The organism is Carnobacterium viridans, assembly GCF_900102725.1.
GTDB classification, from domain to species: Bacteria; Bacillota; Bacilli; order Lactobacillales; family Carnobacteriaceae; genus Carnobacterium_B; species Carnobacterium_B viridans.
This window is the reverse complement of sequence record NZ_FNJW01000008.1, coordinates 1,456,975-1,483,673: the sequence shown is the minus strand read 5'-3', so window position 1 is coordinate 1,483,673 and position 26,699 is coordinate 1,456,975. Positions and strand designations below refer to the sequence as shown.

The window sequence follows — 26,699 nt, the reverse complement described above, 5'->3', positions numbered from 1 at the left end:
ATACGATGACCTTCATTCCCAACATCACTCTTGTCCAGCTTCTAAATATCGATATAAGGTTACATCAATTGGTTCTAAAAACTTCAAAAACATCTCTACAACTTTTTTCTTTTTACCATTTTGAAGTGTTTTTTCTAACTCTATAATAGATTCTTTTACTGGTTTTACTTCTCCTAAATAATAAAATTCTGTTCCTTCGTTATCCGATTTCTTAGCAAATACGCGTATATGCCATTTCTCAGCCTTCATTAATTTCTGCACTTCAGGAGAGGACATTGTCCTTGGAGATTTCGTGAACCACTTCATTGTGGAATAATCGATCAACTCATCTTCATAAGCCATTTGTGCTCCTGTGAAGTTTTCGCCTTTTTTCAGCGTTACGAAAATAACAAATTCGTCTTTGCTTGATGTATAGCCACCAACGTTCTGGTCTACCATTTGTTTGTCCCAATTTAGCAAACGTAAAACTTCTTTTCGTTTGTATTTTTGGTAACGCGTTAAAGGTTTTGACGTAGTGTAAGCTTTAGATTTAAGCAGCCCTGTTGCAAGAATATCCGACATCATATACGCAAAGTATTCATTTACTAATGCTTCTTTATACAGAGAAGACAAAAATACGTTGTTTTCTGTTCGTACGATAAAGGCTTGTTTCTTATAAGTAGCTGCCATAGAACCAGTATAAAAGGACAAATCTAATGTATTCAGTACAGAATTTATCGTTTCTTCGTCTGCTAAAATCCCGTTCTCTATAAATAGCTGTTGGATTCCTTTTAAAGATAGACTATTTTCAGGTTCACTCATCATTTTTTCTAGCAATACTAATTCTTGTTTTCTTTTTCCTGGTAACCATTCTCTTGAAGCAATCATTAAGAATCGGTTTTCTAATTCAGAAAGTGTTCCTTCGCTTTGTTTTATACTGACTAGGAAATCGTAATAGCTTAATTTTTTATTGGCAACTAGCAAAGGATCAATCGTGTGTTGTTCTTCAAAATCTTTTAAGTAGGGTACCCGGCCAAGGCGATTATAAAGCAATTGGAATGATTTTCTTAATTCACTCATGCTATCCATAGAAGCTTGATTAATTGAAGAGAAAATTTGCTGTTTTGCAATTTTTTCAAAATTAATAGAAGAAATGCCTGAAATAAAGTTCGTGTCAAAAGTATCTTTGCGTAAATTATTTTTATCCCTAGACACATCGCCAGATAAAGCCATTGGAATCATATAATTGTTTTTGTAGTTTCCGATAAAATCAATTACGGTAACGAATTCTTTTGAAGGATCTTTTCTTAATCCACGGCCTAATTGTTGCACAAAAATGATATTCGATTGGGTATTTCGAAGCATGACCACTTGATTAATTTTAGGAATATCAATTCCTTCATTAAAAATATCTACTGTAAAGATGTATTCAATCTCGCCACGTTCTAACCGTTCAACTTGTTTTTCTCGCTCCTCAAGTGAATGCTCTCCTGTTAGGTAAGTACTAGGATGTCCTTTTTGTTGGAATAGCGTAGACAATGTTTTAGCTTCCTCTTTACGACTACAAAAAACTAGCCCTTTAGGAATGTTACCAGAACAACCATAATACTGGAGCTTTTCTAGTAAATACGTGACACGTTCTTCTTCAACCAAAATTTTCAAATTTGTTGATTCAGAAATTAATTCTCCATCTTTTACATAATCGGTCACTCCAAAATAATGAAAGGGGGAAAGCATATTTTCTTCTAGAGCTTCTTGAAGGCGGATCTCATAAGCAATATTGTAATCAAATAACTCGAAAATATTAAATCCATCAGTTCGTTCAGGAGTAGCTGTCATACCTAGTAAAAAATTGGGCTTAAAATAATCGATTACGCGATGATAGGAAGAAGCACCAGCTTTATGCACTTCATCAATTAGAATGTAATCGAAGTGATCTTTAGCAAATTGTTGCATAACCGCATCTTTTGAAATCGTTTGAATAGTAGCAAATAAATAAGTTGCTGTTATTTCTTTTTTATTTCCCGAGAGAATTCCATAATCATCCTTTTGTTCTCCAAGAATTTCTTGAAAAACACTTTTGGCTTTGTTAAGAATTTGTTCTCGGTGAACGATAAATAAAACGCGTTTAGGTTTAGCTTGTAAAACATCAAAAGCTGATAAATACGTTTTTCCAGTTCCTGTAGCAGAAATGACCAATCCTTTTTGGGCTCCAGTTTTCCGTAGTTCTTTTAGATTGAATAGAGCTGCTTTTTGCATATTATTAGGATCAGGCTTAGTCACGATGTAAGGAGTGGACTCATCAATAAGAGCTGGATCTTGGATTGTGTTGACTTCTTTGTAGTACGTCATTGGTTGATAAGTCTTTTTATAATTATAAACCCATTGGGAAGTTAATACTTGGGCCGCTTGCCATTCTTGCTCCATATGTAATTGGATGTCTTGAATCATCTGCCCATGGTCATAGGAAGTTAAACGGACATTCCACTCGTAGTTCGTCTTTAAAGCACTCATGGTTAAGTTGGAACTTCCGATGATAAAAGAATGATACCCTGATTGTTTAAATAGATATCCTTTGGAATGAAACCCTTGTTTTTCTGAAATGCGCACTTCTACATTAGGAAACTTTATTAAGTCTTCAAAGACAGCAGGCTGATTAAAGGCTAAATAAGTTGAAGTTAAAATTTTCCCTTTAATTCCTCGAGTATGTAAGTCAGCTAATTGTGTTTTTAGCGCTGCTAGTCCACCTTGAGTTAAAAAAGCCACTGAAAAAAAGAATTCTTTACAAGTATCCAATTCATTTTGCAACACATTTAGCATATACTGCTTTTTTTCCGTATCATTGATGATCATTTGAGGGTCATATAAAGAACCTTCAATTTTTTGGTCTATAAAAGCTTTTTTTAAAGAACGCTCTAACATATCTGTCATCGTATTGTTTCCATTTCCATTAATTTCTCAACGGCTGGTATATCCGCTGGTGCCCATTCTAGTGTAGTCAATTCTTTAGGCGCTAACCATTCTACAGCGATATGCTCCGTTAACTGTGGTGTGCCTCTTTTTAAAAAACAAATGAAGGTAGTTAAAGTTACCAAACCAAAGTCATATTGGTAACTCGTTTCTTCAAATTTTTCAGATTGCACTTCCACATCAATCATTAACTCTTCTTGTAGCTCACGAATTAGAGCTTCTTGCGGTGTTTCTCCAGTTTCTATTTTCCCACCAGGAAATTCCCATAGGTAAGCTAACGATTTACCTTCACCTCGTTGCGCACATAAAATTTTTCCGTTTTCTATTAAAATGGCGCCAACGACATTAATTTTCTTCAATAGATTCACTTCTTTCTTTACTGGTAGTAGTTTTATTTTATCATAGCACTCCTAGCCGTAAGTATGAAGTTAATTAGCAAGCATAAATCTTCTCTACCTCGTTAAAGTCTAACTCGTGATGAAGAAAAATTTATATTTCCGTTAAATCAAAAAAATTGAAAGGCTACTAAAATTATCTACGCTTTGAATATGACTTTCATACAGTTAACCATTTTATAATTTGGAATTAAACTTGTAAATTAACACTAGAATAAATAACACATACAATTTGTGCAAGAACTATCACAAATTGTATGCGTCACATTAAAAAAAGGATACATATAAAGAATTTAAATTAATAAACTTCAGAAAGCACTTAGCCAATAGGGTGAACCCAAAATCGACACGACAAGATATTAATTTTATTACATTTATGGTATGGATTATAAGTGTCGATTTAATAACTCAAGAATGAGGGATAAAATGAAAGTTGGTTATGCACGCATGTCCACAATGGATCAAAATTTAGGCCAACAACTAGAAGTATTAGAAAATGTAGTGGCGGATGAAAGTCATTTTTAAAAAATATCTGGGAAAAACACAACAAATTGTGAAGAATTTTAAAAAGCTCTCTTATTTCTGCGTGAAAGAGATATACTAGTAGTAGAGTTATTAGATCGCTTGTGAAGAAACTATGATCATATCATTCAAATTGTTCAACAACTGGATTAAAAAAAGATTGGCTTAATGATTTTAAACTTACCCATCTTAAATCAAGAACTGAGTAATCCAAGTTTACAAAAATTAATTCGCAATATGAGTGTCCAATTGCTATCTTGGAGGGTTGATAATGAACGAGAAGAAAGTAAACGAAAACAGCGGCAAGGAATCGAAATTGCAAAGAAAAAAGGATATTATAAAGGACGGCCTTTATAATACTCTGCAGACGCAAAGAATCCTAAAGATCAAATGACCTATCAGATTATTGTAAGTAAGTTGCAACATGAAGAACCTGTGAAGAAGATTACTGATGATACAGGCGTGACAAGAGATACAGTATACCGTATTCGGAAAGAGATTGAGCCTTTATGATAGAGCTCGCTGTATGAAAATTATTATGCTTAGCTATTTCAATTTAAAAAATTATAATAAATAAACTTATAAAAGGAGACTACATAATGAAAGCTTCAGAAATTAATTTTTTGAAATTTTTACAAGGGACTAAGCAATTTATTATCCCTATATATCAACGTAAGTATAGTTGGAATCTTCAGCAATGTCAGCAGCTGTGGGATGATCTGGAAAGCGCAGCAAGTAATTCAAAAATAAAAGGACACTTTATGGGATCGATTGTATACATAGAGAAAGGTCTATATCAGATTTCAGCAGTGCCAAAGTTGCTTGTAATTGACGGTCAGCAACGGCTAACGACTCTCACATTGCTATTGCTTGCCTTCCGTCAAATGATCGATGAGCGTAAAGAAAGTGTAGATATTACTAGTAAAAAAATCCGTAATTATTATCTTGTAAATAATGAAGAAGAGGGCGATCTTTACCATAAACTGGTTCTATCCCAGAGCGATAGAGAATCTTTAGTTAATCTAGTAGATCATATTGACATTCAAAAAGGTAGTTCACCTAAGGTTTTAAATAATTATGAGTTTTTCTTAAATAAAATTCGCAACAGCGACCTTAGTTTGAATGAACTCTATCAAGGTCTACAAAAATTTATTATTGTAGATATATCCTTAGATCGTGACAATGATAATCCCCAATTGATATTTGAAAGTTTGAACTCAACTGGATTGGATCTTTCTCAAGCAGATTTAATTCGAAACTATATTCTTATGCGGTTAGAGCCTCAGGAACAGACTCGGTTATATCAAAAATATTGGCATCCAATGGAGAAGAGCTTTGGAAATCTGAATGAGTCTACCTTATTCGACCGATTCATGCGGGATTATCTGACACTCAAAACAGGGTATATACCGCGGATAAAGGAAGTATACAAGGACTTTAAAAGATATTTAGATGATTATTCACAAATGGGTATTGAGCATGTCCTGGAAGATATAGTTCAATACTCAAAATATTTTGTATATTTAACCTTTAACCAGGAACCTGACCAAAAAATTAATGAGGCATTGAAAGATATTAATGAATTAAATGTGGAGGTCTCTTACCCTTTCTTAATGGGTGTTTATGATGACTTTTCTCGAAACAAACTTTCCAGAGAGGATTTTGTTTCAGTCTTACGCATCGTGGAATCCTATATTTTCCGCAGAACGGTAGTAGGTATACCTACTAATTCTTTGAATAAAACATTTGCTTCTTTAAAAAATGAAATTATAGCAGAAAATTATTTAGAGAGTTTAGAAATCGCTTTTGTGATGAAAGGGACTTACCAACGTATGCCAAACAATGAAGAATTTAAAATGTCCCTTATGATTAAGGATGTCTATAATTATCGAAACCGCAATTACCTATTAAGAAAACTAGAAAACTTTAAGCGGAAAGAAGTAGTGAATATAGAAACTTTCACAATTGAACATATTATGCCTCAGAACGAGAATCTTTCAATAGAGTGGCAGCAAAATCTTGGACCTGATTGGAAAGAAGTTCAGGAAAAATACTTACACACAGTAGGGAATCTTACCTTAACTGCTTACAATTCTGAATTGAGTGACCGTCCCTTTAAGGAAAAGCGAGATTTGGAAGGAGGATTTGCGGATAGTCCACTCCGATTAAATAGGGAGTTAGGCAAGTTGGACACTTGGAATGACAGTCTCATTCAGGAACGAGCTGAAGGCTTGTCTGAAAAATCCTTGCTTGTTTGGGGTTTTCCTGATTTACCTCCAGAAATATTAGAAAAATACAAAGAACAGAAACCAAATAAGATAAAAAAAGAGTACTCAATCACTGATTTTCCTAACTTATCTGAGGGAACTATCCTTGAGCTGTTCCAAAAACTCAGAAAATGGATCTTAAATTTAGATAGCTCCGTTACAGAGAAATTTTTTAAAAAACATATTGCTTATACAACAACTACAAATTTTGTTGATATTGTACCTCAGAAAAGAAGGCTTAGAATTAATTTAAATATACAATTTGAAAAAATTAGTGACCCTAGAGGAATGTGTAAGGATGTAACAAATATGAGACGTTGGGGACATGGGTACGTAGAAGTGGGTCTTTCAGATCGAAAAGATTTAGACTATATTATGATTTTAATAAAGCAGTCCTTTGAGATGCATAGAGAAGACGACGAATACTAAACTGTGTTTTTGGTAGATTATCAGTAATGGCTAGGGCACAACCCAGAGGGCTAAAGATATATCTTTTGGAGTCGTTCATAACTTCAAGTACAACATAGTTAAATGAAGAATAAGTACAGTCTATTCGCAAAATTTACATGCTCTATAATGATTAACTATAAAGGAGGTATTGTCATGAAAAAGTTGTTCAAAAAAAGAAAGATCACTGGTAAAACGGTACGTCCGAAAAAAGAAGAAATAGAAGATCAGGTTGAAAGAGAAATTTCAGATATTGATCTGAAGCAAAGCGAAAATGAATTTGAATCATTCTTCTCAGAGGTGTTAAAAGGATTACCTAAAAAAACTTCAACCATCGTACTTAATGCTTATGATAAATCAAGAGAGCAAGCGGAAAAAACTCTAGCTAAAAGTAAAAATCAATTTGATAGTATTTTTGAGGAATTTTTGGAAGGCGTAGATGAAGAAACGCGTAAAAAATGTCATACGACCATTCATGCTGCGTCTTTAACAGCAGCCATTATCGGCTGTTCACCTATTCCTTTTTCAGATGCTTTCTTGCTGGTGCCAGTTCAATTAACAATGATGGCTCGGTTGCATAAGATATTTGGGCAATCATGGTCTGAAAGTTTAGGTAAGAGCCTATCTAAGGAATTAGTAATTGTTGGCTTAGGTAGAAGTGCAGTTGGTAATATACTGAAATTTATTCCGGCTGTTGGGACTGTTGCAGGTGCTACAATTAATGCGACTGTTGCTAGTGCAATCACAGAATCTTTAGGTTGGGTAACCGTAAAAATGTTAAATGAAGGGGAAGATATTTTCGAACAAGCTATGTCATTTAAAGGACAGTTTCAAGGACTGTTTAAGTCTCTTCAAAATTCTAATAAATCAGTGGATAAAAAATAAATTTCATAGTAGATAATTTATCAAAGAGACAAAGTTGCATCCGCTTTGTCTCTTATTTTTTGAATGCATTATGATATATCTGGAAATAGACCATATCATATAGCCGAGTTTCCCATGGAAACTATTATCCGAAAAACTTCACTAAATTAAAGCAGATTTATTAAATAGAATTAAATACATATAGCATTTTGGAAAATTCAACAAGTAAGATAAAAACTCAAGTAATCTGATTCATACGAAAATTTGAACACAAGAATGTATTTTTAATAGTCGATTCTCAACTACTTTAGTAAACTATATTCATAACTTAAAAGAATTGGATACAGGGAAGCAAACGTTACAAGAAATGTCGTTGGTTCAGGCACAATATCAAGACTTTTTAATTACAAAAACAGGCTATCTCGTCGCTTTGATTGAAGGGTCCGGGGTTAATCTGGATTTACTAAATGAAATTGAACAAGAGGACGTTTTTGACGAATTCAATGCTTTTTTAATGTCGACTATTGGTGAAGGCGATACAGAAGAAGTGCAACAGTATTTAGATATGACGACCCCAGTCGCTTTTGACGACTATGTGTTGTACTGGAAAAAACGTTACTTAAAAGTAAAAGAAGAGCAACCTATCAATCAAGCAAAGGTTACCTTAATTGCAAGCTATGTAGATTATTATCAAAACTTACAATTGACGAATCAAATGAGCACAAAAAAGCATTTAATCGCGATACGACAAAAAATAAAAGATAAAAAACAGACTAGTCTTGAGTTGGCTGCAATAAATCTTCATGAAAAAGTAAGTCAATTTATCAAAATATTGGAGAATAGTTTAGAAAACTACGATATGGAAGCCCGGCAATTATCCTCTATGGAATATCGGAAAATACTGAAACACCTGATTAATTTTTCCAATCATTAATGCTTCCAGAAGGGAGGGGAAACGCGTGTATTTTGGGAAAAAACGCACAAAAGAAGAAAGGGATCAATCACCAGTCAACAAAGTAGAAACAGAAAGTTCGTTGGATTCCTTTTTAGATAAAAGTAGTTTAGATGTGGTCTATCCGTTTTCTTGGGAGGAATTTCCTGATTATATTGAAAGTGGCGACAATTTTATTCGCGTCATTGCTATTGTGGATTACCCTAAAGTTCAGTATGGCAATTGGTTATCAGAACTCAAACGAAAAAAAGGGAATATTACGATTTCTCAGTTCTTACAGTCGTCTAGTTCAACAAAAATGATTCACCATTACAACGAAACGATTAAGAATAAAGAAGCAGAATTATTAAAGATTTACGATCCGTTAAAACGAAAGCGCTTAGAGCAACAAATTGAAACCGCAAATCGGCAATTGGATAAATACTTACAAAGCAACTCCAGTTTCATTTATCAATACACGTACATTTACTTAAATGCTTCAACGTTAGAAGTCTTGAATGACTTGACTGAAAATATCACTAAAACGCTTATTAAATTACAAATGAAATCTATGATACCAGTAAAAGGCATGTATCAAGCTTTTTGGAGTGCACTTCCAATTGGCGAAAATTTATTAGGGGATTATACGTATAAAGAATCGAATACAGAAGTAGCGTCTAGTATGTTTCCTTTTGACGACGCTGAGATTCTTCATTTATCACCCAGGAGCGACGTTGAAGGCATTAACAAAGACACAAACAGTCTCATTGCTATCGATTACTTAGATCGTAAAAATACGCTGAATCAAAACATGGTCGTTATTGGAACCAGTGGAGTCGGAAAAACAACCTATATGATTCAAAAAATATTACGGTATGTTGCTCGAGACATTAAAGTTTTTATTATTGATCCTGAGAATGAATATTCGCAAATAGTGGAACACTTAGGTGGGACAGTCGTTCATTTATCGTCAAATGCGCAAACTAAAATCAATCCTTTAGAAATTTTCTCAGAAGAAATCAGTGAGAATATCGAAACTTTAACGATTGATTTAGAGTTGTTAGTGAAAGATAAGATTCAACGGGTAAAAGGCTTTTTTCAGGTATTAAAACCGGATATTACTCAAGTAGAGCAAGCTGTATTGGATTCTGTTTTACGCAATACGTATCTGAATGCAGGTATTTTCAAGTATTCTAGTATTTCGGAAATCAAGTCAGAGCAATACCCTACCTTGGAGAACGTCTTTAATGAAATTGAAAAATTAAAACAAAAGGATACAGACCGGTTTAAGGTATTAAAAGATTTTTATTATATTTTAGAAAGTTATGTTCATGGTTCAACGACGCTTTTCAATGGACATACCAATATAAATATCAATGCCAACTTGTTGTCATTTGATTTGAAAGCTCTACAAAATGAAGCAGATGTTCAAGCAGCTGCTTATCTCAATACGTTTAGTTTCTTATGGGATGAGATCACTAAAAACAAGACTGAAAACATTAAATTAGTGGTGGATGAATTTCATTTTTTAACTCAAAATCCAGAAGCCGCACAATTCTTTTATCAAGCGTATAAACGGTTTAGAAAGTACAACGCAGGAGCGATTGCCGGAACCCAACAGATTCAGGACGTCCTTGAAGGGACCATGAGTGATCGTAAAAATGTTGGAGAAGCCATTATCGGCAACAGTTACACAAAAGTCTTTTTTGGATTAGATGATAAAGGTGTGGAAGATTTGACCGATAAACTGCATATGAATTTTAGTGAGAAAGAAAAGAAATTGTTGTCGCGTAGAAAACAAGGAGAAGCGTTAATCATACATGGGTCGCAACGCGCTTTTATGAAGGTTGAGCTCACAGAAGAAGAATTACGGTTAAAGGACCCAGAACGGTACGAAGAACACTATGGAGAACCCGCAATGGAAATTCCCAATTATGAAGAACGCATACAGATGACACCTAGTGAGTTGGTAGAAGCTAAAAACTTTCTATATGACTAGCAAGGAGGGATAAGATGCTAGGATGGCAAGACTTTAAGGTGATGAACTTTGAATTTGGAAGTATCAAATTGTTTAAAGAAAAAATCGTGTATGAAATTTCAAAAAATCTCTGTTCCTATGAGCAAATCGAAGATATAGAGAGTCTGAAAAAACAAGATGATGTTCATTTTTTTAATTTAATTCAAGTAGAGGAAGATGACCATACCCTATACCTTCATTATGAACGCTTAGAAAGCATGAGATCACTCACCATGATAAAAAAAGAAGAATACTCCGTTAAGTTATCGATTGCCCAAACACTACTGAGAGAGAACATTTTACAACAAACGTCCGCATTTGTGAGTATTCATCCGGCCACAATTTTTTATTATCCAATGCAAACGGTGAAATATACTTACTTGGCTACAAATGTATTGCCTCAAGAACATAAGTATTCCGATCTTGATCGGTATAAGGCGTTAGTTTTAGCTATTTTGACTAACTTTAGCTATGAAACGTGCTTAGGAGAAAAAGAAGAAGTCTTAAAGCGTGGGAATGAATTGGTTAAAGCAGTTGTTCAGGCTAGTACCAGGCAAGAAATGTTGCTGATTGTTGAAGAAGCGTATGATTTTGTGACCTATGACTACATTCAACACAACTCAACCAACAAAGAAAAATTGAAGAAACGCACCCTGTATGCTTTAGCAGCGAGTGTTCTCTTTTCTTTGGCGGCAGTAGGGTTCACAAAGCAACACGCTAATGCCCAGCAAGAACAAATTGTTCAGGCAATGGAACAAGACTTGGAACAAAAAAACTATTCACTAGAAGCCACTCAACAGATCGTTAATAAAGACTTTGAAAAAGCAGCTATCGCTATGAAAAAAGCTGGAGAATCTAAAAAGGATATTGGCACTATGTACTTTGAAAATAACCAATTCCAACAAGCCATAGATACTGATAGTTCATTTCTAGAGCCAGTTATTGCCTACTACTACGACAACGATCAAAGTGAAGCGGTTCTTGATTTAACACTGACAGAAGTTGCAGAAGAGCACTCCACTAAATTAGAAACTGAAAAAGCTATTGCGGCTTATGATACTGCTACAATGTCCTCGGCTCTGCCCTTTCTAGAAGATGAAGAGACAGCAGTCAGAATGGGATTGGCTTATCTAACCAATGATGATGTCACTAGTGCACAAAAAGTACTAGAAAAATTTCCGTCAGCTTCTTTAGAAAACAAGATTAAACTTAAGCAAGCAGAGAATGAATTGGCAAAATCAGAAGAAGATTTAAAAGCCATTAAAGAAGATGATGAGAAAAAGGACGAAAAACAACAGCTTCAGAAGGATAAAATCGCAACATTGACAAAAGAAATCGAGACACTACAAAACAACGAGTAAAGTTGGTGAGGATATAAATGAAGCCACTAACGTTTTATGTTAAAAGTAAAATCGGAAAAGTTCTTGGTTGGTCTGCATTGGGACTAGTCCTCTTAATTACCATCTTAGTGACTGCCTTTTCTAATTATTTTACTGGAACTGATGAGAGCGAATTGGCTTCTATACCTGAATCGGTTCTAAAATGGAAACCCATCATGGAAGAGGAACTAGCTAAATATGGGATGGAAGATTATATACAGATTGTATTGGCCATTACAGCTACTGAGTCAGATGGTTCTCAGTTAGATATCATGCAGTCGAGTGAAGCCATTGGTTTAGCACCTAATGCCATTCAAGATCCTGTTTATAGTATTCAGATAGGGATAAAGCACTTTAAAGATGTGATTGATCAAATGAATCAAACTGGAGTCGACCTAAATACAGCTATCCAGAGCTACAATTTTGGTAGTGGTTATTTAACGTATATTGCAGATAACGGTGGTGTCCACACGACGGAATTGGCAGAAACGTATTCTAAAGAAGTTGTCGCACCTTCCTTAGGCAATACATCCGGTCAAACGTATCCGTACTCAGCACCGGTGGCTGATGAAAATGGCCATTACTTATACACGAATGGTGGTAATTTTTATTATGTGGATCTAGTACAGCAAGCTTTAAATAGTGGGTTATCCGGCAATGGTGTACTAGCTGTTCCAGTTGAGGATCAAACCATTACGTCTGCATTTGGTTTTCGAATCCATCCTATAACGGGAGAACATAAACTGCATGGGGGTGTTGATTTTGCGCCAATCAATGGTGGAAATCCACCTGTTTTTGCGGCATTGAAAGGGAAAGTTAGTCAAGCGGCTTACTCCAGTAGTTGGGGAAATTACGTGAAACTAACGAATGGTAATGGAATAGAGACGCTCTACGCTCATTTAAAAGAAATCACCGTTTTACCTGGTCAACAAGTTGAAACAGGCGAAACCATTGGCTATATGGGGACTTCTGGATCTTCCACTGGTGTACATTTGCATTTTGAGGTCTATCAAAACAATAATCGAATCGATCCAGCACCCTTGTTGGGATTGTAATGAATGATGTAAAGATTGAGGGTATAGAGATGAAAAAATTACTACTAATGGTTACCGGAAGCGTAACGGTACTTATTTTGATTGTATCGCTGTTTAGTTTAAACCAAACAAATCAAACACTAGAAAGTAAGCTCTCAAAAGCAGAAGAAGAATTAAAAACGATGGACCAGCTAATCAAGCAAGACACTAAGTTCACTGACACTGTAGCGAATCAAAAGAAACTGACCGTGATTGAAGAGGGATTACGCACTTATTTAGACTACGATAACGATACTTATCTTACTCGTTTCGACCACTTAAAAAACAAGGCTACAGATGAAACCATTCAACGCCTAAAAGAACTTTCTTCTACAGATCCGCCTTTTTTAGATGTAAAGAATCAGTTAACGGAACTGATTATCTATCTTCATCCGACGGATCAACTGATTTTTCTGGTTCAATTAACCACTGAATACTCATTGGATCATGAAGTGGTTTCTACTTTGCCGCAATTGTATCAAGTTACCCTCATTGAAACTGATGGGGAGTATAAGATTAGCCAATTAACAAATCTAGGTTTGACAGCAACCAACTAAAGCCATTAAGGGAGGTATTCAGTGGAAAAATTTTTTAACAAAATAAAAAAGAAACTCGTTTGGTTTCTCGTTAGTTTTGTCCTTTCAGAGTGGTGCTTGGTAGTGGTGACTCAATTAATCATGACCTTTTCCAAATTTAAATTGTCTTTAACGACTACTATCTTACTCGAAACAGTAAAAGAAACACTTCTTCATCCTTTTCAAACGATTCAAACGTTGATCGAAACAAAAAATCCATTATTTCTAATGGGAACCATTGGTCTTTTCCTTTAATGTGCTTCTATTCAAATTAAATTAGCGTCTAAAGAAAAGAAAGAGGGATGGGAAGCCGATGAACGAAACCAATACCATGGTTCAGCACGTTGGGCACGCGAAAAAGAAATTTTTGACGGTAAAAATTACCTGGCTCAATCTAAACAAGAGATACTGAAAAACTTTACCGCTTCGCTTGATCAACCAACTGAAGGGGAGGGAAACAAATGACAGGAACCATTTTAGGTATTTTAAATAATAAGGTCATTATTCAACCCACTGAATCGAAACCCAATCGAAATATAATGGTGATGGGAGGACCAGGGTCTTTTAAAACCCAAAGTTTTGTCATTACAAATGTCTATAATGAAACGGAAAATAGCATCGTTGTGACGGATCCCAAAGGAGAAGTGTATGAACAAACAGCTGCCGTTAAACAGCAGCAAGGCTATGACGTCCGAGTTTTAAATTTCGCAAATATGATGGCTTCTGACCGACACAACCCCATTGATTACGTTAAAAAAGACATTCATGCCACAACAGTGGCGACTAAAATCGTGGATAGTGCCAATAAAGACAGTAAAAGAGACGTTTGGTATTACTCACAAAGAGCACTGTTAAAGGCACTTATTTTGTTCGTGAAGTATGAATTGCCTCCTGAAAGACGAAATATGGAGGGTATATTAGACTTTTTACAAGAATTTGACCCAGAATCAGATGAAGATGGAGAAAGTGGCTTAGACGAAGAGTTTTTAAAGTTAGAACGCAAACACCCAGCTAGGCGAGCCTATGAACTAGGCTATAAAAAAGCCAAAGGAGACATGCAAGGCAGTATCATTATGTCCCTTCTAACAACAATTTCTGACTTTGTGGATGATGAAGTCGCCGAAATCACGCGATTTAGCGATTTTAATTTACGCGATATTGGACGCAAAAAAATGGTGCTTTACGTTATTATTCCAGTGATGGATCAATCATGGGAAGGGCTAATCAATATCTTTTTTAGCCAGTTATTCAATGAACTCTATGATTTTGCTTCTGAAAACCATTCAAAACTGCCGAAATCAGTGAACTTTATTTTAGATGAATTTGTGAACTTAGGTAAATTTCCTGGATATGAAGAATTTTTAGCTACTTGTCGAGGGTATGGAATTGGAGTGGCCACTATTATTCAAACTTTGACGCAATTGCAGGATAAATATGGCGATAAAAAAGCGGAAAGTATTTTAGGAAACTGTGCCGTGAAAACGTGCTTAAGCGCTGCGAATTCGACTACTGCTGAGTATTTTAAACGCTTGTTGGATAAAGCTACAGTAAAAGTGGAAACTGAATCTGAGAGCACACAACATGGGAAAGAGAATAATTCTAGTAGTTCCAGCGAAAATCAAAGCTACACGGGAAGAGATTTAATGACAGCTGGTGAAATTATGCAGATGGAAGACGATACGAGTTTGATTGTCTTTCAGAATAAACGCCCCATTCAAGCGAAAAAAGCTTTTCAATTTGAGTTGTTTCCGCAACCCAAATTCTTATTGAATCAAAGTGATTACACACCCCATTCTACAGCTGAACAACTAGAAAAATTCGAACAAGATAAAGAAAACTATCAATCCTATATGAAAGCAGACGCTGAGAATCGAACTGAACGAGAAAAGGATGAGTCTGTAGAACTAGAAAAAGCAAAAGAGCAAAAAGAACAAGAAATAATAACTGAAGCGGCCGGATTTTTTAAGTCAATGAATTAAGGAAGGTAGTGACAAAATGATTAAAGGAACGAAAGGGTTAATGTTATTGAGTGTCTCATTCTTTTTATCCGGATGCGGATTTAACGAAGAAGAAGCAGTAGAAGAAAGTACAAACCAGCTCGAAAGTTTTTTGACGCTACACGAAGAGCGAGAACGTTTTTCGGACTTGGATAACGATGATTTACAAGCTCGCTTAGAAGATGAGATCTTTCCTTATTTAACAGAAAGCTACCAAGAAAACATTACCAACAAGGTTAGCAACTATGAATTTAATGGGAAACTAGAATTAGGTAAAGACATTTTTTTTCTAGATGAAAGTAGTAAAGAATATGATAATGGCCTTTTTTGGCAGATTTCCCATATAAAGGAAAGTAATGTTGACGTAGAGAGCGAAACTGTTAATCACTCTATTTCATTAGATGAGTTATCTTTAGTAATTCCCAATGATTTGAATATAGAAATGGTAGAAGAAGGAGAATGGAAATTGAATTCTGTATCAGAATTGGAGGAATAGACGTGGGAGAAAAAATAGCTTCAATGTTTCAAGAATGGATTACTGACTTATTAGAAACTACTTTTAATATGTTAGGAAATCTTATTTTCGATCACGATGCACTTAGTGGTTTTTTCTCGCAACTATATGGTGTTTTTGTAGCTTTTGGTGGCGTGATGTTGGTTACGATTGCTTTAGCTAAAGTGCTGATTTTTTTGTTGTCTGAAGCTGATGGAAGTCGTGATGCTTCTGTATGGGGATTGATAGTTGATTCTTTTAAAGCCAGTGCCATGGTGTTGATTTTGCCTTTAATTTTAATTTTTTCGCTTGATATGATTGTTTATCCACTAGGTAATTGGATGTTTAGTTCAATTGGTGGAATGACGATTGATAAAATACATCAGTTCAGAAAAATAGAGGATGTTTCACAAGTAGCACCAAATGTAATTAGTACTCTTATTTTACTTTTATTTATATTGATTGTATTTGCGACCTTTTTAATTAAAATATGTATTTATCATGCGGATCTTGTCTTGTTGGAGTTGTTGAGCGTTTGGGCAGCAATATCTATTATTAATGAGGAATATAATTACATGTCTGTATGGTGGCGCGAATTTTTAAGTCAAATCGTGAGTATTATTGTCCAAATGGGATTAATGGTAGGAATTGTAGAAGTATTATCTAGTACAACCTTTGAATGGTACAGCTTTATGTTGCTAATTGGTTTTGGTGTATTAATTATTCGCGGTCCGAGTGTTCTAAGAAGCATGTGGTATGGAACGGGATCCGGTAAAGCAACTATGCAAGGTAGTAAAATGGCTACTAGAATGTATATGATGCGAGCTAAAAGTGTAACAAGTGCAGCTTCAGCAGCAAAATAAGAAAGATAAAAGGTAATCTTTTTTCAAAAATTGAAAAGAATCGCAAAAAAAAATTATTTCATTACAGAAAAAGATTTTTGTCTAAATAAAAAATGATTAGTTTATTAAAGGAGTTTACGAATAAAACGAAATAATCAGTTATTACCGCTATTTGAAAAAGCCATATGTAGTAACAACGATTTCAATATCACTGTACGTTTTTAGTAACTTTTCTTTCTACTTTGGAATGTAATCTAAATAATCACTTTTAATAAGGAAAAACAACTGTGCGCAAACCGCTATTAATATTGATCAAAAACAGAAAAACATCTCGATATGCGTTGTTATTGCGTCTCAAACAGAATAAAAAGTCGTTTATATCTTGTTGCATTCTTAATGGTTGGACGTTGTAACTCATTTAAAATCCCTTTCCTCTTACAAAAGCGATACATGATTTTGTTTGATATACCACGAAATCATGTGTTGAAGAGCGATATAAAAAAAGAACCCTATTGGAATAGGATTCCCGATACATGTTTTTATAACATTAATAGTGTATCTAATTAAACATATTTTATTAATTCCAAGCTTATTTTTTGTAAGTTTTTTGCTATAAAAGGATTCTAACGAATGATTTCAAGAATTTTTTTCTTTTCCGTTATGGCTCATCGTCAGTTCTCTCTTCCTTGTTGTAACTTATTAATCAACTCTTTCTCATTACCGATCAACGTTTTTAAGGTTGAGAGCTGATTCCCTTGTCCTTGCAAATATTGTACGGTTTCTTGATCTGTTTTAGTCTTTAAAGAGTAGTTTTCTTTGTATTGCTCATGTCCTTTGCCTAATAATAACACCCAGTCACCTGATTGAGCTTCCCAAATCGCTTTTTGAATAGCTAATGTTCGATCCATGATGATACTCGTTTTCTCTTCTACCTGACACTCTTTTTGGATGGATATATAATCGGAATATAAGTTGTCGATTGTTGAACCAAAAAGTTCGGTTACCGTTAAAATAGCATACGTACTTAACCGGCAAACATTTTCTAACATCGCTTTTCGCTTGGATTCATCACGATTGCCTGCAAACCCAAATACGGTTATGATGCGTTTTGCACCATTGCTGATGGCTGTATTGATCGAGGTCGCCAGAGCATCTGGTGTATGAGCGTAATCAACGACGACCGTTACCTTATTGGCTAAGTGAAAAATTTCAAATCGTCCTGCAATACCGGAAAACTGCGACATATACGTTGTGACTTGCTCATAAGGTACTTCTAGTTCATGAGCGACACAACTAGACATCGTTAAATTTTCTAAATTATGCACTCCAGGTAAGGGTGTACGCAAGTTATACTCCTTATTTTTATACCTTACTGAAACGTTATTTAGCTCTTTAGCTAAAATTTGAACCTGATTAGTTGGTTCTTCGCCAACGGTTATGACTTTTTTTCCTTGTGCAGTCAAACGTTCGGTCAGTTTTTTGCCCCAGCGGTCATTATAATTGATTATGGCTGTACCATCCAGTTTAAGTTTTTCGAACAACAAGGCTTTGCATTCAAAGTATTCTTCCATTGTGCCGTGATAATCTAAATGATCATGCTGTAAATTATTAAATAAAGCATAATCAAACTGGATTCCCTCCAAACGGTTTTGTGCTAAGCCTTGAGAGGAAACTTCCATGACCACAACTTGGTCCGTTGAGGCTGTTAACAATTGATTGATTGTTTTTGCATTTGGTGTCGTATTGACGGATTGGATTCTTTTCCCATTGATTTCATTGTAGATGGTCCCAATCGAGGAAACGCTGTAACCCTGTTTTTCTAATAGCTGTTTAATAAAGAAACCGATTGTTGTTTTGCCATTTGTCCCAGTAATGCCGATCATAATTTTATTTTTTGAGGGATCTTTATAAAATTTCTTTGCCACTTGACCCAATGTCTTTCGAGCATTTTTTACTTTCAAATAGGGAACGGTTAAATTAGTGAAATCATCTTCGCCAATGATCAGGATTGCCCCATTTAGAATGGCTTGCTGGGTATAGATGTTCCCATCTTCCTTGTGCCCTTTGATTGCTATGAATATATAGCCAGGGCGGACTTCATTTGAATTATCGGTGATCCCTTTTACGTTTCGTGACTGATTCAAGGGTTCGCTGTAGTTTAAATGACCCATTTTTAGTATATCTGTTATTTTCATCTGTAAGCAGCTTCTCCTTTTATTCTCTGTACTATTTAAACTATCCCATACCATAGCTGACCACTTATCCGTTATAGAGGTACAGGAATGGGCTGAGGTAGAACTTCTCCTCTCCCAGTTAATTGAACTCCGTGATGTCCGTCACCAGTTTCTGGAGCGAGATGGTGGAAGTGAAGCAACGATTCAGGCGGTTATCCGCCAATGTGCCCACGGTCCCCCTTGTAAAATCTGTAGCGGCGGGACTTACGGGTGGATTTTGTACATTTCAGTCCCAGCTACTTCAGGAGCCGCAGAACCTTTTTATGGTTGTGGTGCTGGCCTTGGCGGCGCAGCTCTTGGGTGATATGTCGGTACGTACCCGTCTTGGGCTCGTAATGAGCTGTTCTTCATTCCGAAATATGTTCATCCCTTCCTTGTATGCATTTCTTTTCCACAAAAATACAAAAAAGACAGATATTTCTATCTGACCTTATCAGCAGCTTTCTAAATCAGTTGGAGTGCTTTTTGAGTGGTTTTAACTTCTTTACTGGGAAATGACATCAATCTCTGCCTCTTCTGGATTATCGGACACGATTTCGATAATCAATCGATGGGGTAAGTTAAGGATAGTTTGTCCAGAATCTTGAATCCAGCCTGTCCGTACAGCGATTTGCCGGGGGCTGTTATCTTCCTTGTTACGAATCCGCTCCCCATCAATCTCGATAATATTATACTTCCCGGGAGCCGGATAATAGGTGATTAGCTGGTTTTCCTCATTTTCTGTCAAAAGGAAACGGTCTACTTCCTCTCCATTGATAGAAATCACTGCATATAGCTTGCTTGCTTCATTTTGCGTATTTTGTACTGCAAAGATGACCGCTGATAACACAGAAACAATAATCAGCAGGGAGACAATAATAATGGTAAAAGGTTTTACACTTTTTAGATATTTTTTAATTGGGATTGCCCTCCACATCTCTTATCTGCACACTTTTTCTAGTTCACCCCAAATGTTTTCTTCTCTTCAAGTACTCTTCTTCCGGGATGTTTCCTCTAGCGAATTCTTTTTGAAGAAATTCCAGTGGGGTCTCTTTTCCACTTCGATTATTTGTCCAGTCGGAGAGGAGCTTTATGTCAAGGTACAATACTACGACAATCAGTACAATTCAAAATAGTCCCATCTACATCATCCAACCCATTCCTTCTTGTGTAAATAAATTCCCGCAATTCCACATATTTAACACCTCCTCTTCTATTATTCACCCATGCTAGTCTCTGTTTATTATTCCTTTTTGAGTCGCCATCCTTCTAAATAGTAGGATTTAATGGGGTAATCTCTTCTGAGGTATATACAAATCCCAATGGCACCAGTAAATAGAATCAAAGATAGCCCTCGTGACACCCGGAGTAAATCACCAATCCATAAGCTGTCGGTTCGCATGCCTTCTATAAAAAAAATTCCTACTGAATACCAGATCATATAGCTAAAGGCCGCTTCGCCTTGCCACAATAAATCTTTGCGGTTCCGTAGAGCAATGATTACGCCGATTAACCTGTATCAATATAACAATGAATTATGTAGATTTTATGGAGTTATTTAATCTACATAACTTTTCTTTATTATCGCTATAGAAAGGTAGAAAAATATCGGTCAATTCCATAGTTAAAATAGGATTTTCAATTATTTTCTTATCTTATCGATAGTCAATATGGAATAATGTCTTAAAGGACTGAATAATCCTACTTAAAGTAAAATTCTCAAGCAATATTTTTAGGTGTTTATATTTCCATAAGAGCAATAGCAAGTATACTATTACTCATGGTTTCACAAAAAAACTCCTTCAAGAGAAATTACTAAATCAAAAGAGTATCGTAAAGACTACCTAGGAAGAAAGGGTGAAAACGATGGAAAATAGATTAAAACACTACTTTGATACCCAAAAGGGTGTCCCAGAATTTGCTAAAGCATGGAAAGAAACGGAAGTTAGCTATCAAGCTGCAAACATTCTTTTAAGAATTAGAGAAGAAAAACAGTTAACTCAATCTGAATTAGCGACTCTAACTGGAAAAAAATGATCTTATATTTCTTGAGTAAAAAAAGGAAACACAAATATTAAGTGATATTGTGGAATTTGTAGGCGGAAATCTGAAACTGGAAGTCGTCGTTTAAATTGATGAGCTTCCTAAAAATAGCCTATACAAAAAAAGTGATTCGTTAGGTAATTAAAGTAGGATAGGGTAGCCCTTATTCTATTTGATACACGTTTATACGTAATTTCATGCATTTAATCGTTCCAGTAAGTATACTGTTTCTTTTTTTATTGGTATTGTATGAGCTATATTTATGTAACAGTAGTGAACTTCTTTATCTAAAATAGCTAAATATAACTCATCTAAAAGTTTCTCTTAACTTAAAATTAATGCATTTTAATAGAAAAGTTCTAAAGAGCTTAACTTAAATACTTACATTAATAGCTTATTAGTTTAACAAATATCCTATTAATTAATTTTTTTTGCTTACTTTAAAATTTTGGCGAAAATTTCATTTACTTTCTTAATACTTATCAAAAAATTAATTTGAGTCGATTCTTACTAAAAATTGAATCATTTGATTTTTCCGTATAAAAAAGTTAGACTCTCAGTATAAGTTTACAGACGTAACGAAAGGAAGGTAGATTATGAATAAGAAGAAAATTATTAGTGGGGTAATAACCTTATCCTCTTTAGCTCTGCTAGCTGCTTGCACACCCCAAGATAGTGGCAACCAAGAATCTGTTGATACAAGTGAACAATCCAGTACTCCAACTGTTGAAAATAGTTCCGAGTCTGATATGATGAATGAATCGGAAAGTATGGACGATATGGGAGGCATGATGCATGATGATTCTGGCGAAATACCAGAAGGTCTACAAGAGGCAGAAAATCCAACTTATACAGTTGGAGACACGGTGACTATCCAAACCGACCATATGGCCGGCATGGAAGGGGCTACCGGAACAATTGTGGGCGCTTTTGACACTGTAGCCTACGAGGTATCCTATGATCCTACGAATGGCGGCCCGCGCGAAGAGAATCACAAATGGGTAATTCACGAGGAGATTGCGGATGCAGGAGAGGAACCTTTCGAACCAGGAGACGAGGTAACCTTGGAAGCCAACCACATGGAAGGCATGGAAGGCGCAACGGCTACGATTGACGATGCTAAAAGCACCACAGTATACATGATTGACTACCAGCCAACCACGGGTGGAGAGGAAGTCGAGAACCATAAATGGGTAACCGACTCGGAGCTTTCTGCTGAGTAAGAAACAGGGATGTATCTAAAAAAGAATATTGGAAGAGCAGCCGAGAGGAATTCTCAGCTGCTCTTCTTTTTAATTTTCCAAAAAGAACTATTGACGTGATTTGTTTACCTGAATAGGCTGCGAGCATACAAAGGAATACAATCGTAAACTAACGTAAGATTTAGATTCGACCTATCGAATTGGGCTTTCGATGAAACAAATTCTAAATTTATGATAAAGAATGTCTTTGAAGAACAACGAATTTTTTGTTCTTAACTAAGGATTAAAAAGCTTGACAATTATAGTTTACAAGAGTAATCTATAATTATTAAGCAGATTACAATTGTAATCAAAATGAAAAAAGGAGGAATGAGATTAAATGACAATAAAAATAGCTATTAATGGGTTTGGTCGTATTGGACGCTTAGCATTTCGCCGTATTAAAGAGTTGAGGGACTCAGAACTACAGGTTGTTGCAGTAAATGATTTAACAAATAATGAGGATTTAGCCTACTCTTTAAAATACGATACTGCATATGGGATTTTCCCTTATGATATCGAGGTAAGAGGCGATTCAATTCTGGTTGATGGCAAAGAAGTTAAAACATTCGAAGAAAAGGATGCCAAAAAACTACCATGGTCCGATTTGGACATTGATATCGTTTTGGAATGTACAGGCTTCTACACAACTAATGAAAAAGCACAGGCACACATAGACGCTGGAGCTAAAAAAGTAATTATTTCAGCACCAACTAAAGATGAAGAAACGAAAGTCGTTGTCTTTGGTGTCAACCAAGAGATTTTGAGTCCAAGTGACAAAATTATTTCCGCCGCTTCCTGTACGACAAATGGTTTAGCCTTAATGACAAAAATATTAGTGGACGAGTTTGGGATTCAACGAGGCCTGATGTCAGGATCGCGTGCCTATACAGCGACACAAAACATGCAAGATGCTTCCGGGGGACGTAAAAGTCGCGCAGGTGCTCAAAATGTCATTCCTGTTACGACTGGCGCTGCCAACGCATTAGGAAAAGTCGTTCCAGAGGTTAAAGGGATCATTACGGGTACCACCACACGGGTTCCTGTCATTACTGCGGGCTTTGTAGAACTGTTCTCGGTGTTGGATAGAGAGGTAACCGTTGATCAGATTAACGAAGTGATGAAGGCAGCCGCGAATGATTCATATGGGTACACTGAGGATGAAATTGTTTCCTCCGATGTCGTGGGGGATACACATGGATCCGTTTTTGATGCAACGTTAACAGAAGTATTAGATGCAAATGGGGGACAATTGGTTAAAACAGTTGCTTGGTACGATAACGAATATGGCTTTGTAAGCAATATGATCCGTCTTGTAGAACACTTTTCGAAGTTGGTTTAACTCCTTATTCATCTGATGCCTGGTATCTATATGGAAGGTGCGTGTATCATCTAAAGGTAGATAGGTATTTTTAATGCTTTATATGAGACGCAATAAAAATTCCTTGACAACCATAGTTTACGAGTGTAGACTATGGTTGTAGGTTACGATTGTAAACGTAAAAGGGAAGTGAGAAATAATGGTGATGAATATCCAAATTAAAATTACAGACGCTGAATGGGAAGTCATGCGGGTTGTTTGGGCACACGGGTCAGTGACCAGTCGAGAAATCATCGAAATTTTAGAGAGTAAAATGCAATGGAAGGCCCCAACAATCAAAACGTTGATAGGCCGTTTGGTTGAAAAAGGCGCACTGGCTACTTCTCCAGAAGGAAGAAAGTTCATTTACACTGCGAAAGTTAGTGAGCAAGAGAGTATGGATGTATACACAGAAGATATCCTTTCTCGGGTTTGTAACAAACATATTGGCAAGTTCATTGCTGATTTGGTAGAGGAAGCAGCACTGAGCAAAAAGGATATTGCAAGTTTAATGGAACTATTGCAGAAAAAATCAGAAAGCGCTTTGGAAGTAGTTCCGTGTGAATGTGTAACGGGACAATGTGAATGTCACTTACATCATTCCTAACAGAGGGGGATAAGAATGGAAAGCAAAGTGTTTAGCATAGAGGGTATGACGTGTGCCTCTTGTGCACAAACAATTGAAAAAGCTACAAGTAAGTTACCAGGTGTAAAAGCAGCAAATGTTAATTTAGCTACTGAAAAAATGACTATCCAATTTAATGAATTATCTTTGACAGAATCAGATATTCAAAAAGCTGTAACAGATGCAGGGTATACAGCGAAACCAAATACGCTTCAAAAGACGTTTAACATAGAAGGAATGACTTGTTCTTCTTGTGCACAAACCATTGAGAAGGCAACGCAAAAACTTGCAGGGGTGAACAACTCAGCTGTTAATCTGGCAACTGAAAAAATGACAGTCCAGTATGATCCAACCGTATTGAATGTATCGGATATAACAAAAGCCGTAACCGATGCTGGGTATGAAGCTCATGAGGAAGTCGACTCTGCAGCAGCAGTCGATTTGGACCGTGAAAAAAAACAACAGCATATTAAAGAGATGTGGCACAGATTTTTAATGTCGGCTATTTTCACATTACCATTACTATATATTGCCATGGGGCATATGTTAGGTTTGTCACTACCAGAAATTGTTGATCCAATGATGTCTCCTATAACCTTTTCTCTAACTCAATTAATATTAACACTTCCAGTCATGTATTATGGTCGCAGTTTCTTTACGGTTGGATTCAAAACCTTATTTAAAGGACATCCAAATATGGATTCTCTTGTTGCACTCGGCACCAGTGCCGCATTTGTTTATAGTCTATTTGGAACCTATATGATTTATGTGGGCGATACCAGCTTCACGATGGTTCTTTATTATGAATCTGCAGCTGTCATTTTAACGCTGATTACATTAGGAAAATATTTCGAAGCAGTTTCAAAAGGTAAAACGTCAGAAGCGATAAAAAAACTGATGGGTCTAGCACCAAAAACAGCACGTGTATTGCGCAACGATCAAGAAATGGAAATAGCAATTGATGAAGTTCAGGTTGAAGATATTATTGTTGTTCGCCCCGGTGAAAAACTACCGGTTGATGGAATCGTAATGGAGGGAAATACCTCAATCGATGAGTCGATGTTGACCGGTGAAAGTATGCCGGTGGAAAAGAAACCAAGCGACAACGTTATTGGTGCAAGCATTAATAAAAACGGAAGTTTCCAATACAAAGCAACAAAAGTTGGGAAAGATACTGCCTTATCTCAAATCATTAAATTGGTGGAAGATGCCCAAGGCTCAAAAGCTCCGATTGCCAAATTAGCTGACCAAATTTCTGGTATTTTTGTTCCAATTGTAATAGTTCTAGCTGTTCTAGCTGGTCTAGCCTGGTTCTTCTTAGGACAAGAATCTTGGATTTTTGCTTTAACCATTACGATTTCGGTACTGGTTATCGCTTGTCCATGTGCATTGGGCTTGGCAACACCAACAGCTATCATGGTTGGAACGGGTAAAGGAGCCGAAAATGGAGTTTTGATTAAAAGTGGTGGGGCTTTGGAAACCACTCATAAAATTGGGACAATTATTTTTGATAAAACAGGAACTATTACAGAAGGAAAACCAAAGGTAACCGATATTGTGACTACAAATGGTCTTTCTGAAACTGACCTATTGATTTTAGCTGCCTCTGCCGAAAAAGGTTCTGAGCATCCACTGGGTGAAGCCATTGTGAATGGAGCAAAAGAAAGAAACTTGGCATTAATTAAAACAGAATCATTTAAGGCCATTCCTGGATTGGGTATTGAAGTAATTATTAACGGTCAACATTTATTGCTTGGCAATAAAAAACTAATGACTGAAAGCCGTATTTCGTTGGAAAAATTAGCTGCAGCTTCAGATAAGTTAGCTGATCAAGGTAAAACGCCCATGTATATTGCGAAGGATGGAAACATTGCCGGTATTATTGCCGTTGCTGATACCGTTAAAGAAAATAGTTTAAAAGCCATTGAAAAATTACACAGAATGGGTATTGAAGTAGCCATGATTACAGGAGATAACAAACGAACTGCCGAAGCGATTGCTAAACAAGTTGGTATCGATCGTGTAATGAGTGAAGTATTGCCAGAAGATAAAGCGAATGAAGTGAAAAAACTACAAGCTGAAGGTAAAAAAGTTGCCATGGTCGGGGATGGTATCAATGATGCTCCAGCCTTAGCGCAAGCGGATACTGGTATCGCGATTGGTTCCGGTACAGATGTTGCAATGGAATCAGCTGATATTGTTTTGATGAGAAGTGATTTGATGGACGTTCCAACAGCGGTCGAATTAAGTAAAGCCACAATCAAAAATATCAAGGAAAACCTATTCTGGGCATTTGCTTACAATATATTAGGCATTCCAGTGGCAATGGGACTACTATATCTCTTCGGAGGCCCTTTATTGAGTCCAATTATTGCAGCCGCAGCAATGAGCTTTAGCTCTGTATCTGTACTAATAAACGCATTACGATTAAAAAGATTCAAACCTTCTTCTGTTAAGTAACTAGCT

23 protein-coding genes and 2 pseudogenes are annotated in these 26,699 nt (G+C 36.0%); 19 read left to right on the top strand and 6 right to left on the bottom strand.

What is annotated here, in order from left to right; all coding sequences use genetic code 11:
- Positions 1-24 precede the first annotated feature (24 nt).
- Together BLT48_RS08585 and BLT48_RS08580 are read right to left on the bottom strand one after the other, a co-directional pair.
- On the bottom strand, positions 25-2,910 hold the full coding sequence (locus tag BLT48_RS08585) for a DEAD/DEAH box helicase (protein ID WP_089977275.1): 2,886 nt from the start codon (positions 2,908-2,910) through the stop codon (positions 25-27).
- Positions 2,907-3,308, bottom strand: coding sequence for a (deoxy)nucleoside triphosphate pyrophosphohydrolase (locus tag BLT48_RS08580; RefSeq protein WP_035020815.1), 402 nt, complete (start codon positions 3,306-3,308; stop codon positions 2,907-2,909). Before BLT48_RS08580 ends, BLT48_RS08585 begins: the two co-directional genes overlap by 4 nt.
- Positions 3,309-4,034: 726 nt before the next feature.
- Between BLT48_RS08580 and BLT48_RS13895 the strand changes: the two genes are divergently transcribed.
- From BLT48_RS13895 to BLT48_RS08525, 13 genes are all read left to right on the top strand, one after another.
- Positions 4,035-4,223 carry a recombinase family protein gene (locus BLT48_RS13895; RefSeq protein ID WP_156097335.1) on the top strand — a complete coding sequence of 63 codons (189 nt, stop codon included), beginning with the start codon at positions 4,035-4,037 and terminating at the stop codon, positions 4,221-4,223.
- A gap of 33 nt (positions 4,224-4,256) precedes the next feature.
- Positions 4,257-4,379, top strand: a complete 123-nt coding sequence (locus BLT48_RS14340; protein WP_280513130.1) for a hypothetical protein — start codon at positions 4,257-4,259, stop codon at positions 4,377-4,379.
- 86 nt (positions 4,380-4,465) lie between these two features.
- Complete coding sequence (locus tag BLT48_RS08575; protein ID WP_089977269.1) at positions 4,466-6,562, top strand: DUF262 and DUF1524 domain-containing protein; 2,097 nt, start codon at positions 4,466-4,468, stop codon at positions 6,560-6,562.
- A 174-nt stretch (positions 6,563-6,736) separates the two neighbouring features.
- On the top strand, positions 6,737-7,465 hold the full coding sequence (locus tag BLT48_RS08570) for a YcjF family protein (protein WP_035020811.1): 729 nt from the start codon (positions 6,737-6,739) through the stop codon (positions 7,463-7,465).
- Positions 7,466-7,781: 316 nt separating this feature from the next.
- A complete protein-coding gene (gene trsD, locus BLT48_RS08565) occupies positions 7,782-8,378 on the top strand; it encodes a TrsD/TraD family conjugative transfer protein (RefSeq protein ID WP_176944105.1) in 597 nt (198 codons plus the stop codon).
- Between the two features lie 25 nt (positions 8,379-8,403).
- The gene (locus BLT48_RS08560; RefSeq protein WP_089977266.1) at positions 8,404-10,374 is read left to right on the top strand and encodes a VirB4 family type IV secretion system protein; all 1,971 of its coding nucleotides are present in this window, start codon (positions 8,404-8,406) and stop codon (positions 10,372-10,374) included.
- A 14-nt stretch (positions 10,375-10,388) separates the two neighbouring features.
- Positions 10,389-11,753, top strand: a complete 1,365-nt coding sequence (locus tag BLT48_RS08555) for a hypothetical protein (protein ID WP_089977263.1) — start codon at positions 10,389-10,391, stop codon at positions 11,751-11,753.
- Positions 11,754-11,770: 17 nt separating this feature from the next.
- A complete protein-coding gene (locus BLT48_RS14205) occupies positions 11,771-12,826 on the top strand; it encodes a lysozyme family protein (protein ID WP_226776538.1) in 1,056 nt (351 codons plus the stop codon).
- A 29-nt stretch (positions 12,827-12,855) separates the two neighbouring features.
- On the top strand, positions 12,856-13,401 hold the full coding sequence (locus BLT48_RS08545; protein WP_023176446.1) for a hypothetical protein: 546 nt from the start codon (positions 12,856-12,858) through the stop codon (positions 13,399-13,401).
- A gap of 21 nt (positions 13,402-13,422) precedes the next feature.
- Positions 13,423-13,674 carry a hypothetical protein gene (locus BLT48_RS08540; RefSeq protein ID WP_089977260.1) on the top strand — a complete coding sequence of 84 codons (252 nt, stop codon included), beginning with the start codon at positions 13,423-13,425 and terminating at the stop codon, positions 13,672-13,674.
- A gap of 206 nt (positions 13,675-13,880) precedes the next feature.
- Entirely contained in the window at positions 13,881-15,398 is a 1,518-nt protein-coding gene (locus tag BLT48_RS08535; RefSeq protein ID WP_089977257.1) for a VirD4-like conjugal transfer protein, CD1115 family, read from the top strand.
- A 16-nt stretch (positions 15,399-15,414) separates the two neighbouring features.
- A complete protein-coding gene (locus tag BLT48_RS08530) occupies positions 15,415-15,912 on the top strand; it encodes a hypothetical protein (RefSeq protein ID WP_089977254.1) in 498 nt (165 codons plus the stop codon).
- 2 nt (positions 15,913-15,914) lie between these two features.
- The gene (locus BLT48_RS08525; protein WP_035020803.1) at positions 15,915-16,772 is read left to right on the top strand and encodes a conjugal transfer protein TrbL family protein; all 858 of its coding nucleotides are present in this window, start codon (positions 15,915-15,917) and stop codon (positions 16,770-16,772) included.
- Positions 16,773-17,040: 268 nt separating this feature from the next.
- Here BLT48_RS08525 and BLT48_RS08520 read toward each other — a convergent pair.
- From BLT48_RS08520 to BLT48_RS08495, 4 genes and pseudogenes are all read right to left on the bottom strand, one after another.
- Positions 17,041-17,169: pseudogene (locus tag BLT48_RS08520) on the bottom strand (tyrosine-type recombinase/integrase); the annotation flags it as partial.
- Positions 17,170-17,422: 253 nt separating this feature from the next.
- On the bottom strand, positions 17,423-18,946 hold the full coding sequence (locus BLT48_RS08515; RefSeq protein ID WP_007723219.1) for a UDP-N-acetylmuramoyl-L-alanyl-D-glutamate--2,6-diaminopimelate ligase: 1,524 nt from the start codon (positions 18,944-18,946) through the stop codon (positions 17,423-17,425).
- Between the two features lie 523 nt (positions 18,947-19,469).
- Positions 19,470-19,901 (bottom strand): NusG domain II-containing protein, encoded by a 432-nt coding sequence (locus tag BLT48_RS08505; protein WP_051923352.1) that lies wholly within the window; start codon positions 19,899-19,901, stop codon positions 19,470-19,472.
- Between the two features lie 306 nt (positions 19,902-20,207).
- A pseudogene (locus tag BLT48_RS08495) lies at positions 20,208-20,468 on the bottom strand (prolipoprotein diacylglyceryl transferase family protein); the annotation flags it as partial.
- 191 nt (positions 20,469-20,659) lie between these two features.
- Here BLT48_RS08495 and BLT48_RS14580 point away from each other — a divergent pair.
- The 6 genes from BLT48_RS14580 (at position 20,660) to BLT48_RS08470 (ending at position 26,693) form a co-directional block, all read left to right on the top strand.
- Complete coding sequence (locus BLT48_RS14580; protein WP_439328946.1) at positions 20,660-20,812, top strand: type II toxin-antitoxin system RelE/ParE family toxin; 153 nt, start codon at positions 20,660-20,662, stop codon at positions 20,810-20,812.
- A gap of 18 nt (positions 20,813-20,830) precedes the next feature.
- The gene (locus tag BLT48_RS13885; protein WP_007723223.1) at positions 20,831-21,001 is read left to right on the top strand and encodes a hypothetical protein; all 171 of its coding nucleotides are present in this window, start codon (positions 20,831-20,833) and stop codon (positions 20,999-21,001) included.
- A 602-nt stretch (positions 21,002-21,603) separates the two neighbouring features.
- Entirely contained in the window at positions 21,604-22,230 is a 627-nt protein-coding gene (locus tag BLT48_RS08485; RefSeq protein ID WP_089977244.1) for a YdhK family protein, read from the top strand.
- 358 nt (positions 22,231-22,588) lie between these two features.
- Positions 22,589-23,590 carry a type I glyceraldehyde-3-phosphate dehydrogenase gene (gene gap / locus BLT48_RS08480; protein ID WP_035020800.1) on the top strand — a complete coding sequence of 334 codons (1,002 nt, stop codon included), beginning with the start codon at positions 22,589-22,591 and terminating at the stop codon, positions 23,588-23,590.
- Between the two features lie 175 nt (positions 23,591-23,765).
- Entirely contained in the window at positions 23,766-24,215 is a 450-nt protein-coding gene (locus BLT48_RS08475; protein WP_176944159.1) for a CopY/TcrY family copper transport repressor, read from the top strand.
- A gap of 15 nt (positions 24,216-24,230) precedes the next feature.
- Positions 24,231-26,693, top strand: a complete 2,463-nt coding sequence (locus BLT48_RS08470; RefSeq protein ID WP_089977239.1) for a heavy metal translocating P-type ATPase — start codon at positions 24,231-24,233, stop codon at positions 26,691-26,693.
- The last annotated feature ends 6 nt before the right edge of the window (positions 26,694-26,699 follow it).